The 11,902-nt window shown below is 62.5% G+C and carries 18 protein-coding genes; 5 read left to right on the top strand and 13 right to left on the bottom strand.

The window, feature by feature from the left end:
• Positions 1–86: 86 nt before the first annotated feature.
• Positions 87–689: a DUF938 domain-containing protein gene (locus tag HUN39_RS18455; protein ID WP_175095899.1), complete on the top strand. Its 603-nt coding sequence runs from the start codon at positions 87–89 to the stop codon at positions 687–689.
• 7 nt (positions 690–696) lie between these two features.
• On the opposite strand, the gene HUN39_RS18450 is transcribed toward HUN39_RS18455, so the two are convergent.
• From HUN39_RS18450 to HUN39_RS18440, 3 genes are read right to left on the bottom strand one after another with little or no spacing between them, the layout of a single operon-like run.
• Positions 697–1,152, bottom strand: a complete 456-nt coding sequence (locus HUN39_RS18450) for a hypothetical protein (RefSeq protein WP_210267059.1) — start codon at positions 1,150–1,152, stop codon at positions 697–699.
• Positions 1,153–1,154: 2 nt separating this feature from the next.
• A complete protein-coding gene (locus HUN39_RS18445; RefSeq protein WP_175095894.1) occupies positions 1,155–1,373 on the bottom strand; it encodes a type II toxin-antitoxin system HicB family antitoxin in 219 nt (72 codons plus the stop codon).
• A complete protein-coding gene (locus HUN39_RS18440; protein ID WP_332310795.1) occupies positions 1,370–1,633 on the bottom strand; it encodes a hypothetical protein in 264 nt (87 codons plus the stop codon). Before HUN39_RS18440 ends, HUN39_RS18445 begins: the two co-directional genes overlap by 4 nt.
• A 58-nt stretch (positions 1,634–1,691) precedes the next feature.
• On the opposite strand from HUN39_RS18440, the gene HUN39_RS18435 reads away from it, so the two are divergent.
• From HUN39_RS18435 to HUN39_RS18420, 4 genes are all read left to right on the top strand, one after another.
• Positions 1,692–2,024 carry a Rieske 2Fe-2S domain-containing protein gene (locus HUN39_RS18435; protein ID WP_018406809.1) on the top strand — a complete coding sequence of 111 codons (333 nt, stop codon included), beginning with the start codon at positions 1,692–1,694 and terminating at the stop codon, positions 2,022–2,024.
• Positions 2,025–2,078: 54 nt separating this feature from the next.
• A complete protein-coding gene (locus HUN39_RS18430) occupies positions 2,079–2,393 on the top strand; it encodes a hypothetical protein (protein ID WP_123174941.1) in 315 nt (104 codons plus the stop codon).
• Positions 2,394–2,471: 78 nt separating this feature from the next.
• Positions 2,472–3,341, top strand: a complete 870-nt coding sequence (locus tag HUN39_RS18425) for a xanthine dehydrogenase (protein ID WP_175095893.1) — start codon at positions 2,472–2,474, stop codon at positions 3,339–3,341.
• Positions 3,342–3,352: 11 nt separating this feature from the next.
• Positions 3,353–3,778, top strand: coding sequence for a group II truncated hemoglobin (locus tag HUN39_RS18420; RefSeq protein WP_175095892.1), 426 nt, complete (start codon positions 3,353–3,355; stop codon positions 3,776–3,778).
• A gap of 121 nt (positions 3,779–3,899) precedes the next feature.
• Here the strand turns inward: HUN39_RS18420 and HUN39_RS18415 are convergent, their stop codons facing one another.
• From HUN39_RS18415 to HUN39_RS18370, 10 genes are all read right to left on the bottom strand, one after another.
• The gene (locus tag HUN39_RS18415; protein WP_175095891.1) at positions 3,900–4,517 is read right to left on the bottom strand and encodes a glutathione S-transferase family protein; all 618 of its coding nucleotides are present in this window, start codon (positions 4,515–4,517) and stop codon (positions 3,900–3,902) included.
• Positions 4,518–4,556: 39 nt separating this feature from the next.
• The gene (locus tag HUN39_RS18410; RefSeq protein WP_014892152.1) at positions 4,557–4,853 is read right to left on the bottom strand and encodes a ferredoxin family protein; all 297 of its coding nucleotides are present in this window, start codon (positions 4,851–4,853) and stop codon (positions 4,557–4,559) included.
• A gap of 31 nt (positions 4,854–4,884) precedes the next feature.
• Positions 4,885–6,192 carry an FAD-dependent oxidoreductase gene (locus HUN39_RS18405; protein WP_175095890.1) on the bottom strand — a complete coding sequence of 436 codons (1,308 nt, stop codon included), beginning with the start codon at positions 6,190–6,192 and terminating at the stop codon, positions 4,885–4,887.
• Positions 6,193–6,202: 10 nt separating this feature from the next.
• Positions 6,203–7,306, bottom strand: a complete 1,104-nt coding sequence (locus HUN39_RS18400; protein WP_175095889.1) for an electron transfer flavoprotein subunit alpha/FixB family protein — start codon at positions 7,304–7,306, stop codon at positions 6,203–6,205.
• Between the two features lie 23 nt (positions 7,307–7,329).
• Positions 7,330–8,172: an electron transfer flavoprotein subunit beta/FixA family protein gene (locus HUN39_RS18395; RefSeq protein ID WP_175095888.1), complete on the bottom strand. Its 843-nt coding sequence runs from the start codon at positions 8,170–8,172 to the stop codon at positions 7,330–7,332.
• A 29-nt stretch (positions 8,173–8,201) separates the two neighbouring features.
• On the bottom strand, positions 8,202–8,543 hold the full coding sequence (gene nifW / locus HUN39_RS18390; protein ID WP_175095887.1) for a nitrogenase stabilizing/protective protein NifW: 342 nt from the start codon (positions 8,541–8,543) through the stop codon (positions 8,202–8,204).
• On the bottom strand, positions 8,540–9,316 hold the full coding sequence (gene cysE / locus HUN39_RS18385; RefSeq protein WP_232366213.1) for a serine O-acetyltransferase: 777 nt from the start codon (positions 9,314–9,316) through the stop codon (positions 8,540–8,542). Before cysE ends, nifW begins: the two co-directional genes overlap by 4 nt.
• 26 nt (positions 9,317–9,342) lie before the next feature.
• The gene (gene nifV / locus HUN39_RS18380) at positions 9,343–10,530 is read right to left on the bottom strand and encodes a homocitrate synthase (protein WP_175095898.1); all 1,188 of its coding nucleotides are present in this window, start codon (positions 10,528–10,530) and stop codon (positions 9,343–9,345) included.
• Positions 10,531–10,625: 95 nt separating this feature from the next.
• On the bottom strand, positions 10,626–10,946 hold the full coding sequence (locus HUN39_RS18375; RefSeq protein ID WP_175095886.1) for a HesB/IscA family protein: 321 nt from the start codon (positions 10,944–10,946) through the stop codon (positions 10,626–10,628).
• 137 nt (positions 10,947–11,083) lie between these two features.
• Positions 11,084–11,785: a nitrogen fixation protein NifQ gene (locus HUN39_RS18370; protein ID WP_175095896.1), complete on the bottom strand. Its 702-nt coding sequence runs from the start codon at positions 11,783–11,785 to the stop codon at positions 11,084–11,086.
• Positions 11,786–11,902: the final 117 nt, after the last annotated feature.

Below are 11,902 nucleotides of genomic sequence, written 5' to 3'. Positions count from 1 at the left end.
TCGAAGCGCAACTAACTTTCTCGCAGCCGTCTGCATCGCGGCGACAATCAGCTATTGGTTATGAGTCTGGACCCTAGGACATGAGCATGGAAGAGGCGCGGCTGAAGTCGCCCTCGGTCGCGCGCAATCGCGAAGCGATCCTTGACGTGTTGCGTCCGCTTCTGCCGCAGCAAGGCGTCGTGCTCGAAATCGCCAGCGGCTCGGGCGAACACGCGGCTTTCTTTGCAGAAAATTTGCCGCATCTCGTCTTTTGGCCTTCCGATCCCGACGCCACGGCGCGTCGCAGCATCGCGGCCTGGCGCCTATCGCTCGGTCGCACCAATCTTCGCGCGCCATTGGCGCTCGATGCGCGCGAGGACGATTGGCCCCTCTACGCAGCCGACGCGATCCTGTGCATCAACATGCTCCACATCTCGCCCTGGTCGGCGACGGAAGGCTTGTTCAAAGGCGCAGCGAGAATCCTCCCGAGCAATGCGCCGCTCTATCTTTATGGTCCCTATCGGCGCCAGGGCGTCGAGACGGCGCCGAGCAATATTGAATTCGAGGCTTGGCTGAAGACGAAAGATCCGGCCTTCGGACTGCGCGACTTGGAAGCTGTCGCCGACTGCGCCGCGCGCAACGGATTCTGGGACCCTGCTGTCATTGAAATGCCAGCCAACAATCTCAGCGTGATCTTCCGCCGCACATAGGCGCGTTTCAGTCATCGAATCCGCCGGACAGTCGCTCGCGCCAGCGCTCGCGAAAGGCGTTCGCGACATCCTCGCTCGCAAAGGCGACCTCGATCGACCATTCCGTGGTGCGCGTATCGTCGGGCCACGCCCGTTCCGCGCTACGCCAGAAGATGTTTGGCCAGTCGGGATTGCGCTGCGGCTTGCCGCTCTCGCGCGACGACGGCCGGCCGACGCGGGCAATCAGCCAATCCATGATTTCCGGCCGAAAGGCGGCGCCAAAAAACAGCCCGTGCCGACCCATGCGGTCGGGAGTGCGAAAGATACCCTGATTGAGCCAGGCGAAGGCAGGCGGATCGGGATCATTGTGAAAGCAACGCAGCGCCAACAGACGGAATCCCATCGGGACGGGAAGCGCCGGCACAGCGTTGACGCAGCCCGCAGACTCCTGCAACGCCGCTGTGGCGGAGCCAGGGTTTTCCATCCTCACGCGTTCTCTCCCCGCGCCTTGGGCGGCGGCCGGTCGACGGCCTTCAGCGCGTCGAGCACGGCGATCAGCGCCCGGCGCCCGTCCTCCACGGCCTCGGCCTCGGTGCCCCCGACGCCAAAGCAGCCGGGAATCTCCGGGTAAGACACGACGAAATAGCCGCCCTCCTCTGGCGGTCCGCGGCCCAGCTCGGTTCGATAGACGGGCGCCTCGCTCATCTGTCCAACTCATCCATGAGGTCCACCATCGCGACGAAGGCCTTCACGTGAACGCTTCTCACCTTCGCCTTCATGGGGATGGCGACGCAATTGGGCACGGAAGGATGCGTGAACACGACATGCGTTCCCGTCACCTTGCGGAACTTGATCGCATATTGCGAGGCGGTGATTTCAAAATCGGCGGGCGTCCAGGCGCCGCCGGGATCATTGCGAAACGCCTCCAAGCGCTTGTTGTGCACGGCGACGTCTCCTTTACGCACGGCTCGAATCTTGCTCGCCGTCGAAGCAAATTCGCAGCCAGCCTTACGGAGCGCCCTCATGTTTGTTCGCGTCTGCAAGGAAGACACCCTGATGGAGGGCGGAATGCGCGTTGTCATCGCCGACGCGCAACTCATCGTTCTCGCTTGGCCGGAAGACGGCGTCGTAAAAGCGTTTCAGGGAGTCTGTCCGCACACCAATGTTCCCTTGGCCGACGCCGATTTCGATGGGACGACGCTGACCTGTCCGCTGCATTTCTGGTCGTGGGACATGAACAGCGGTCAGCCCACCCACGAGCATGCGACGCCGCTCGCCGAATATCCGGTGCGGATCGAAGACGGCGTCGTCTATATCGACGCCGAAGGCGTCGCGCCGATCTTCGCGGAACCCTGAACAATGGTGGTCCGCATATTGCGAGACCGCGATCACGCAAGGAAGGTGGGGAGCATGGCGGTTGATCTGAAGACCGATTGGACGAATGACGATCTCGCCAGGCTGATGGCGTCCGTCGAAGACGACCGGGACTGGCGTCTCGAGGTCAGCGCCGCGGGAGTCGCCGATCTTAGCGACAAGACCGCTAATCCCACCGGCTCCGACTACGACGAGACGCTGCACTGTTTCTTCGAAACCTGGATGCAGGGAACTGATTTCGTCGGCGTCTCGGCCGCCGCCGACAAGACGCTCGTCGGAAAGATCGCAAACGCCTTGCGCGAAAATTATCCCGGACTGAAGGCGGGGAAATTCGTTTACGTGGCTTTGTAGCGCCTTCGGCGACGCGGCGAAGACTCGCCGCTTCAGTCGCTGGCGTGCGTCTTGCTTTCGCCGAGTCGCGGGGGGACGATGACACAGGTGCGATTCTGCGAATTTCTGTCCAATCGGAGCGCGCCCTTCGTGATCGTTTTGGGGGCGAATGAGATTGCTTCCGCGGTGGCTGCGCGTCTCACGCGGGAAGGCTACCGCGTCGTGCTCAGTCACGACCCTTACCCGCCGGTCATTCGGCGTGGCATGTCGTTCCACGACGCTCTGTTCCAAGATCGCACCGAGGTCGACGGCATTCAGGGCCACCGCGGCGAGACCGCGCTAGAAATCGTAAGGGTGTTGACCGTGACGGGCGTCGTCGCCGTGACCTCGCTGCAACTGACCGATCTCCTCGCGCTCCGCACGCCTGACGTGTTAATCGACGCACGAATGCAAAAGAACCGCATGACGACCAATCTGCGCAAGATCGCCAATCTCGCCATCGGCCTTGGCCCGCATTTCGCTGCCGGATTGAACTGCGACGTCGCCATCGAGACGCATCCCGACCACGCCGGCGAGCTCGTCGAAACCGGCGAAACTCGGCCCAACGATCATGTTCCACGCTACCTTGGCGGCGTCGGCCGCGGCCGCTTCGTTTATTCCGCCCGAGACGGCGTTTGGCGCACGCCGCTCGACGTTGGCGCGCGAATCTTCAAGGATTACCTCCTCGGGCTCCTCGACGGTCACCGCGTCCTTTCGCCGATGGACGGCTTCCTCCGCGGCATCGCCCGCGACGGGGTCGTCGTGCCGCAAAATGTGAAACTCGTCGAGGTCGATCCGCGCGGGCGCGCCTCGACTTGGACAGGCACCGACGAACATGGGCGCGCCATAGCGGACGCGGCCTATCGCGTGATCGCCAGGGCGGCCCACACACGCCATTGGGCGCGGCCCGTTACCGTAAGTTATCACTGAGGCTTGAGGCCGTGACGACGACCACTATCGACAATACCGTATCCATATACGATCGCATCGGCGGCTTCGACACGGTCGAGCGGCTTGTCGAAACCTTCTACCGCAACATGGACGAATTACCGGAAGCGCGCGGCATACGCGCCGTTCACGCCGACGATCTTGGACCGACACGCGCCATTTTGAAGGTCTATCTGGCCGAATGGCTCGGCGGCCCCAAGGACTATTCCGCCAAGAAGGGACATCCGCGCCTGCGCATGCGGCATAGCCATTTGCGCATCGGTCCGGCCGAGCGCGACGCCTGGATGCTGTGCATGAACGGTGCGCTGGATGCGACGATCGAAGACGTCGGCATACGCGAAGGCCTGCGCGAAAATCTCGCAAAGCTGGCCGATTGGATGCGCAACGATCCGGATAATGCGCATGACAAGCGCCATTAAGCGCGCAGTGGCGCATCCGTCAACGTTGATGCGCTCTATGTCGGCGGCGCCGGCCGCGATGTCGCATGGCGCGGAAAACTGCGTGCCTCTCACACGGCCGATCGGCTGAAGCGCGCTCGGATCAGCTGCGATAGCCCTCTTCAGCGAGCACCTGCCGGACGGCCGGGCGCGTTTTCATAAGCGCGTAATGCGCCTGGCAATTGCGCGGCAGCGTCATGCCCGTCTTGTCGGCCCAAAATTCCACATAGAACAGCGCCGCGTCGGCGATCGAAAAGCCGCCGGCGACATAGTCCTTGCCCGCGAGTTCCGTATCGATCGCGATCAGCGCCGACGCGACGATCTCGCGTCCTTCGGACTTGATCGCTTCGACGTCGGCCTGCCGCCCAGCGTAGCGCTCCGGCGTGAACACGCGTCGAAAGCCTTCGCCGTGGATATGCTGAACGCAAAAATGCATGGCGGCCAACGCCGCTTCGCGCGCATCGGCGCTCTCCGGCAGAAGCTTGCGGCGCGGATAGGTCTCCGCAAGCCATAGGGCGATGGAGTGAAAATCCGTCAGCGCGACGCCGTCGTCGCGCAACAGAGTGGGGATCGTCCCATTCGGGTTGATCGCCAAATAATCCGGCTTGAGGTGATCGCCCTTGACCAGATTGACGATATAGGCCTCGAAGACCAGCCCGATCTCTTCGAGCAGGATGTGTATGCCCGTGGAGCAGGATCCGGGCGTCATGTAGAATTTCATTCCCGGCTCGCCTTGCGCGTCCGATCGGGGTCGATCATCTCAGCCGAATTTGAACAGCACGCCGTAGCCGCCGCGCGGATAGTTCCATTCGATGTCGCCGCTCGGCTCGGCGATGATCCGGCAGGTGCCGCATTCGACACAGCCGTCCGTCGTGATCTCGACTTGCCCCGTCGAGTTCATTTCATAGCAGTGCGCCGGACAGACGTTCAGCAGGCTGAGCAGTTGCGGCGAGGGCGTGGTGTGCGGACGCACCTTGATGTGGGCGCGGCCGGCGTCGACGAGATAGCGATTGAGGTAAAGCTTGTCCTCTACTCGGACAGCTGCTTCTGCGCTCATTGTCCTTCTCCGTTGCTCGAGCGTATCCCAACTACCTCCACGCGCGCGCCAGCCGAAACGCGTCGCCGACCAGTCCGGTCAGCGAACGCGCCGCGAGGAAGGAGCGGAACGTGGTCTTCTCTTTTTCCCGCTTCGTCGTGCCGTCGACGCGCAGGAAATTCGTCATCGCCTTGGAGACGAGTTGCGGATAGGTCAGGAAGAAGTTCTGCGCCTGGATGTGAAGCAGGTCCGGCATGTCGCGATACTTCTTCAAATCCTTCATGACGAAGGATTCGTCGAGCATCTTCTTGTAGAGCGCAAGATTCTCCTTGGTCATCGGATCGCGGCGCGATTTGATCTGGAAGATCGCTTCCGCGGCGATCCGTCCAGAGGTCATCGCTAGATTTGAGCCTTCGCGATGCACGGCGTTATTCAACTGCGCGGCGTCGCCAACCACGACCCAGCCATCGCCATAGAGCTGCGGGATCGCCTTGAAGCCGCCTTCGGGAATCAGATGCGCGGCGTATTCCTTCACTTCCGAGCCCGCGATGAGCGCCGCGACGGATGGGTGCTGCTTGAACTTTTCCAGCAGCCCGTACGGCGTCTGCCCGGTTTTCTCGAAATCCGCGACGAGACAGCCGATGCCAAGCGAGATCGACTCCTTATTGGTGTAAATGAAACCCATCCCGGTCATGCCTTGCGAGATGGTGCCGACCGCCTCGATGACCGCGCCTTCGTCGCCGCGCAGATTGAAGCGGGCTTCGAGAGTTTCCTGCGGAAGGAAGTGCATTTCCTTCACCGCCAGAGCGACATTGCTCTTGTCGGGCGTCTTGCGCAGACCGGCTCTTGTGCCGAGCAGACCGCTCACGCCTTCCGCCAGCACGACGACGTCGGCGCCGACCTGTCCGTTCTTGCGGTCCGTGCGCACGCCGATGACTTTTCCATAGGCGTCCTGCAGCAGCTCCAGGACCGTGGTTTCGCACAGCACGACCGCGCCGGCCTCCTGAACCTTCTTGGAGAACCATTTGTCGAATTGCGCGCGGATGATCGTGTAGCGGTTGGGACGCTCCTCGTTGAATTCGTCCGAGCGATAATGGAGCCCCGTATGGGAGTTGTCGTCCATCATCCAAAAGCGCTGCTCGACGAGATGGCGCTCCAGTGGCGCATCTTCGCGGAAGTCCGGGACAAGCTTCTCGAGCATGTCGGAATAGAGGATCGCGCCCTGCACGTTCTTGGAGCCGGAATATTCGCCGCGCTCCAACTGCAGGACTTTAAGGCCCTTGCGCGCCAGAGTCAGGGCGGCGGCGTTGCCGGCCATGCCGGCGCCAACAACGATCGCGTCGAATCTTTCTTCGATCATGCCTATCTCCCTAGCTCGCTAGACGGTCGCGCTGATGCGGAGACAATCGTTTCGAGAACGCTTCCGTAAGAGCAGGCAAAAGCCGTACCGCGTCGGCGACGATTCCAACATGGGCGAAATCGAAGATTGGCGCATTCTTGTCGGTGTTGATCGCGACGATGTAATCCGCGCCCTCGACGCCGACGCGATGCTGGATCGCGCCGGAAATGCCCGCAGCGATATAAAGCTTGGGTCGGATCGTCTTCCCGGTCTGGCCGATCTGCCGGTCAGAGCTAACCCATCCCTTTTGCACCAGCGGCCGCGAACAGCCGAATTCCGCGCCGATCGCGCTCGCCAGCTGACGAATGAGTTGGAAATTTTCCGGAGAGCCGAGGCCGAGGCCGCCCGCGACGACCACGTCGGCGAAAGCCAGGTTGGATTTTGTCGAATCGCGGTCGGGCAGAAACGACAATACTTTCGTGACAATGTCGTCTTCCACCATACCAAGCGGATGTTCGATCACGCGGCCAATCGGCTTTTCGACGCGCTCCGGCATCGGCATCACGCGCGGGCGTACGGTCGCCATTTGCGGGCGATAGTTGAGCGTGAAGATCGTGCAGAGCAGCGAGCCGCCAAACGTCGGACGCGTCGCGGCGAGCGAACCTTCCGCATCGACGTCGAGTTCCGTACAATCGGCGGTGAGACCGGTCAGCAGCGTCGTCGCCACCGAGCCGGCAAGATCGCGCCCCAAGATCGTCGCGCCCAGCAGCAGGATTTCCGGCTGATAGGCGTTGACGAGATCGGTCATCGCCTTGGTGTAGCTCTCGTTGCGGTAATCCGTGAGGATGTCGTCTGCGACCAGATAGGCGAGATCTGCGCCATAGTTGAAGCTTTCCCGCACGACCGCCTGCGTCGCCTCGTTGCGCGCGCCGACGACGACCGCGGCGAGATTGACGCCGAGCTTATCGGCGAGAATCCGTCCCGCGCCCATCAACTCCCAGGACACGGGGTGCGCTTGTCCCCGCTCCTGCTCGATGAAGACCCAGACGTGTTTGTAGGCTTTGAGATGTTCGGGCAGCTCTTTTTTCGCCGCCGCGCGCCCCGCCGGAGCAGGAGCCTTTGCCTTATCGTTCATGTGTCGCGCTCCTGTTTTTAAGATCAATAGCCGCGCGTCAATTGTCCGAGCTCGGCTTCGAGTTTCGGCCGGCGCTTGAACAATTCATCGACGAAGGCGTCTCCCGGTTTGTCGCCGAGTTCGATGAATTCGGCTTTTTCCGCACGCGGCTTCGGCGCGAAGACGCGCTTGACGATCGTCGGCGAGCCACGCAGCCCGCATTTGGTGATGTCCTCGACGCCGGCGTCCTGCGCGCTCCATTTGATGATATTCGCGCGCGCCGCCGTCAACGCGTCGCTGAGCGAACCAATTCGCATCTCATTGACGCCTTCGAGGATGGAGATCAGGCAGGGCATTTTGCTACGCAACTTCTGAACGCCGCCTTCGCTGCGCCGCTCGACGTCGATCGTGCCCGCCTCAAGATCGACGTTGTCAATATGCGAGACATAAGTGAGCTGCATCAGGCCGAGCCGCTTGGCGACGCCGGGGCCCACCTGCGCCGTGTCGCCGTCGATCGTCTGCTTGCCGGTGAAGACGATGTTCGGCGGGCCAAACTCCACGCCGATCTTGCGAATCGCCGTCGCCAGCGCATATGTGGTCGCCAGCGTGTCGGCGCCCGCGAAAAAGCGGTCGGTCAAGAGCACAGCGCGATCCGCGCCAAAGGTCAGCGCCTTGCGCAGACTGTCCTCGGCGGAAGGCGGACCCATGGTGAGGATGGTGACCGCGCCGCCGAATTTTTGGCGCAGCCGCAGCGCTTCTTCGATCGCGAACAGATCATATGGATTGATGATCGTCGGAACGCCCTGGCGCATGATCGTGTTGGTCACCGGGTGAACGCGGATCTGCGCCGAGTCGGGCACTTGCTTCATGCAGACGACGATATGCATTCGAGTTGTCCCCGTTGATCCTTAAGCGTTCACTTCAGAACGTTGAGTTGCACCAATGACGGCGGCGCCGCCGGCTTGACGGCGTCCTTATGGACTTTGAACAGGCGCTCGTCGATCGGCGTCGATGTCAGGAAGTCCTGATAGGCGCGCTCCAAAAAATCCTTGCAGCGCTGGGTCACCGTCGCGTCGTCCAGCTCGGCTAGATCCTCGCTGAAGAGATATTGTCCCATGCGCCGCAGAATATGGAGGCGCGCGACATTGACCACTTTCGGATCGTATTCGACGCCAAGCAGCGCGAAGAACTCTTCGGCGCAGGACGCCTTTTTCAATTGCTCCAGAACGGCGGGCTCCGACATTTTGGTCTCCTTCATATGATTTCCGCCGGCTCCGCCTTTGGCGCGGCGCCATCGGGCGCCTTGACGGTCCGTTCGCGTTCCCGCAGACGCCTTTGCAGATGCGACACCCGCGTCTCCAAGAACTCGACGCGATCGAGCAGGACCGCGAATGCCTCGCCGACTGGATCCGGCATCAGATGGTGATTGAGGTTGATGCGGCCATCGAATGTGCAGCGGCCGATGTCGCGATGCACGATCTTCGCCGGAATTCCCACCACAGTCGCGTCACGCATCACACTTTCGATCACAACGGAATTGGCGCCGACGCGCGCATTGCGGCCGATCGTGATGGGACCGAGAATTTTCGCGCCGGCGCCGACGATCACTTCGTCCTCGAGCGTCGGATGGCGCTTGCCCGGCGACCAGGAGACGCCGCCGAGCGTCACGCCGTGATAGAGCGTCACGTCGTCGCCGACGACCGCCGTTTCGCCGATGACGACGCCGGCGCCATGGTCGATAAAAAAGCGTCGGCCAATCGTCGCGCCGGGATGAATGTCCACATTGGTCAGAAAGCGCGCGAACCAGGAGAGGAGACGCGCCCAGAAGCGATGATCGTTGATCCACAGCCAATTGGCGAGGCGATGCCAAATGACGGCGTGCAGCCCGGGATAGGTGAGCAGCGTCTCAAAGCGTCCGCGGGCGGCGGGATCGCGCGTCGCGACGCACGCCAGGTCCTCGCGGATCAGCTGCAAACGCGTCGGCTCGGGCGCCGCGGCCGCCGCCTCGGTTTGCGCTGCCTGGTTCGTCATCATGGCGACTCGTTCGAGCATGACGCTCACATGCCTCTCGCGTGAGTGCTCGCGCAGACGCTGCGCCAGATCGAGGTCAAGGCCTCGCCGCTGACCGGGCCTTTGTGATCAAGCGCATGGGCGCGCACGCAGGAGACGATCTCGCCGAGTTCCTCAACGCTGACCGCTAAATCCAATTGCCGCAGTATCGCGGTGACGGCCGCCGAGCCGGAGTGCTTGCCGATCACGATCTCATGCGCGCGCCCGAGCATGCTCGGATCGAAGGCTTCATAGGTGCGCGGGTCCTTGAGCAGCCCGTCGACGTGAATGCCGGATTCATGAGTGAAGATGTGCTCGCCGACGATGGATTTGTTGAGCGGGATCGGCCGGCGCGCCGCGGCGGAGACGAGCGCCGCGACGTTCCGCAATTCGGTGAGCACAATGCCGGTTTCATATTTGTGCAACTGACGCGCCGCCACCGCGACTTCCTCGAGCGGCGCGTTGCCGGCGCGCTCTCCGAGCCCCATCACGGTGACCGAAGCATGCGTCGCGCCCGCCTTGATGCCCGCGAGGGTATTGGCGGTGGCGAGGCCGAGATCGTCATGACAGTGGATTTCGATCTCGAGGGAGCTCTGCGCGCGCAGTCTAGCGATCAGATCGAAAGCGGCGAAAGGATCGAGCACGCTCAACGTGTCGGCGACCCGGAATCGGCGGGCGCCGGCGGCTTGCGCGACGGCCATCGTCTCCATCAGGAATTCAGGCTCGGCGCGCGAAGAATCTTCGCCGCCGACTGCGACGTCGAGGCCCTTGTCCCGCGCGTAGGCGACGACGCGCCGCGTCATCTCCAGCGCCTGGGCGCGCCCGCCGCGCAATTTCGCTCTGATTTGAGTCTCGGAGACGGGCACGGAGAGATTGACCATGGAGACGCCCGACGCCAGCGCCGCATCGACGTCCTCGACGCGCATCCGGCACCAGGCGATCGCTCGCAGCGGCAATTGGGCGTCGACGATCGCTCGGATCATCGCGATCTCGACGCCGCCCATCGCCGGCGTTCCGGCTTCGAGTTCGGTAACGCCGGCGCGCGCCAAGGCGCGTGCGATTTCGAGCTTTTCTTCGCAGGTGAAGGCGACGCCCGGGGCCTGTTCGCCGTCCCGAAGCGTGGTGTCGTTCAACACCACATCCAGCGCTCTCGGCGTCGGCGAAGCGACGGGAGGGAGCGAACTCTTTCGGGGCATATGTGTCGTCATCGACTCATACGAACGCTCGAGGCGCCCGCTTCTATGCAACCAAGGAACAACCGCACTACCGCTCCACGCATTCGGGCGCTCCTTCAGTTGAAGGATTTTTGACAGCCGCAGGTGGAGCTTGCGTTGGGATTCTCAAAGGTGAAGCCGGATCCGGCGAGATCCTGACGAAAGCCGAGCGTCATGCCTTCAAGGCGCGGACGCGAGGCCGGATCGATCAGCACGCGTATGCCGTCCGCCTCGACGACGATGTCGTCGTTTCTCTGCTGCGGATCAAGATCGACGACATACTCGTAGCCGGCGCAGCCGCCTTCCTTGACCAGGATGCGCAGGCCACCCTCTCGTTGAGAGGCCCGCGCCATCGCATCCTTTACCGCGGCGATGGCTGCCTGCGAGACCGTGATCATACTGGAGCCTCCGAGATGAACTTGCCTGTGCCTGTTTCAAGCAATCGACATGCCATCCCCAACGCGGGTAAAAACCGCCAGTCCGACCAGCAAATTATGAGATTGTCGAAAACTCGACAAAAGTTGTTCGAATGAACTTACACTGTCTGTCCGGCAGGCTTCGCGGGCGATTGCGCTGCCGATGCGACGCGGCTCGCCCCGGTTTCCGCGCCATAGCAGAGCGCGTAATCGGCGCAGTTCGAGCACACGGGCGTGCTGCACATGACGAAACCGTCGTTCTCGCACATCATGCGGTAGATGAATCGCTTCCAACGCATGTTCTTGTCGTTGCGTCGGGCGAGCGGCGCGAAATGGCGCGCCATCAGCCGCGTCAATTCGGATCTGTCACGAAGCCCGAGGTCCTCCCAAAGATGGTTGGGCTCCATGGCGCGGCGCGCGATCATGGCGGCGAGACAGCGACCGCAGTCGCCCTCGCTGGAGCGATTCTCAAGAAGGAGATCCCGCACCATTTCTATTTCGTCCGCGTCGACGACACTCGTCTCGCGGTCGCCGGAAGATTCGATTCCTCGCGCAGAAAACCAGTGAGAAAGGAGATCGCCGAGTTCAGCGTCCGTCAGACCGGCTTGCGCCGCGAGACTTCCGCCCTCGCTCGACGCTAAGGCGAGGATCGACGCCAGAACGTGGCGGTCGAAATGCGCATCGCCGTCAATATTCGCGGCTTCGGGCAAAACGCCAGTCAGCTCGCGATAGGCGCTCTCAGCGTCACGAACGCTTGGCCCGCTCTCCGTCGCCGTGGATGCGGCGCCACCGCTCTTGATATTGGGGAAGGCGTGCACCATCACGTCACGCTCCGCTGACAACATAACGTCGACCTCCCCCGTGCGGGAGGGCGGCGCCCCTGCGGTGGCGGGGTAGGCGGTCGCCTGGAGTTCGGCCGCAGTCTTGCCGGTCTGGCT

It is taken from the genome of Methylocystis silviterrae (assembly GCF_013350005.1).
Classification (GTDB): Bacteria; Pseudomonadota; Alphaproteobacteria; order Rhizobiales; family Beijerinckiaceae; genus Methylocystis; species Methylocystis silviterrae.
Note: the sequence above shows the minus strand (reverse complement) of the source record. Positions and strands in the feature narration are given on the sequence as shown.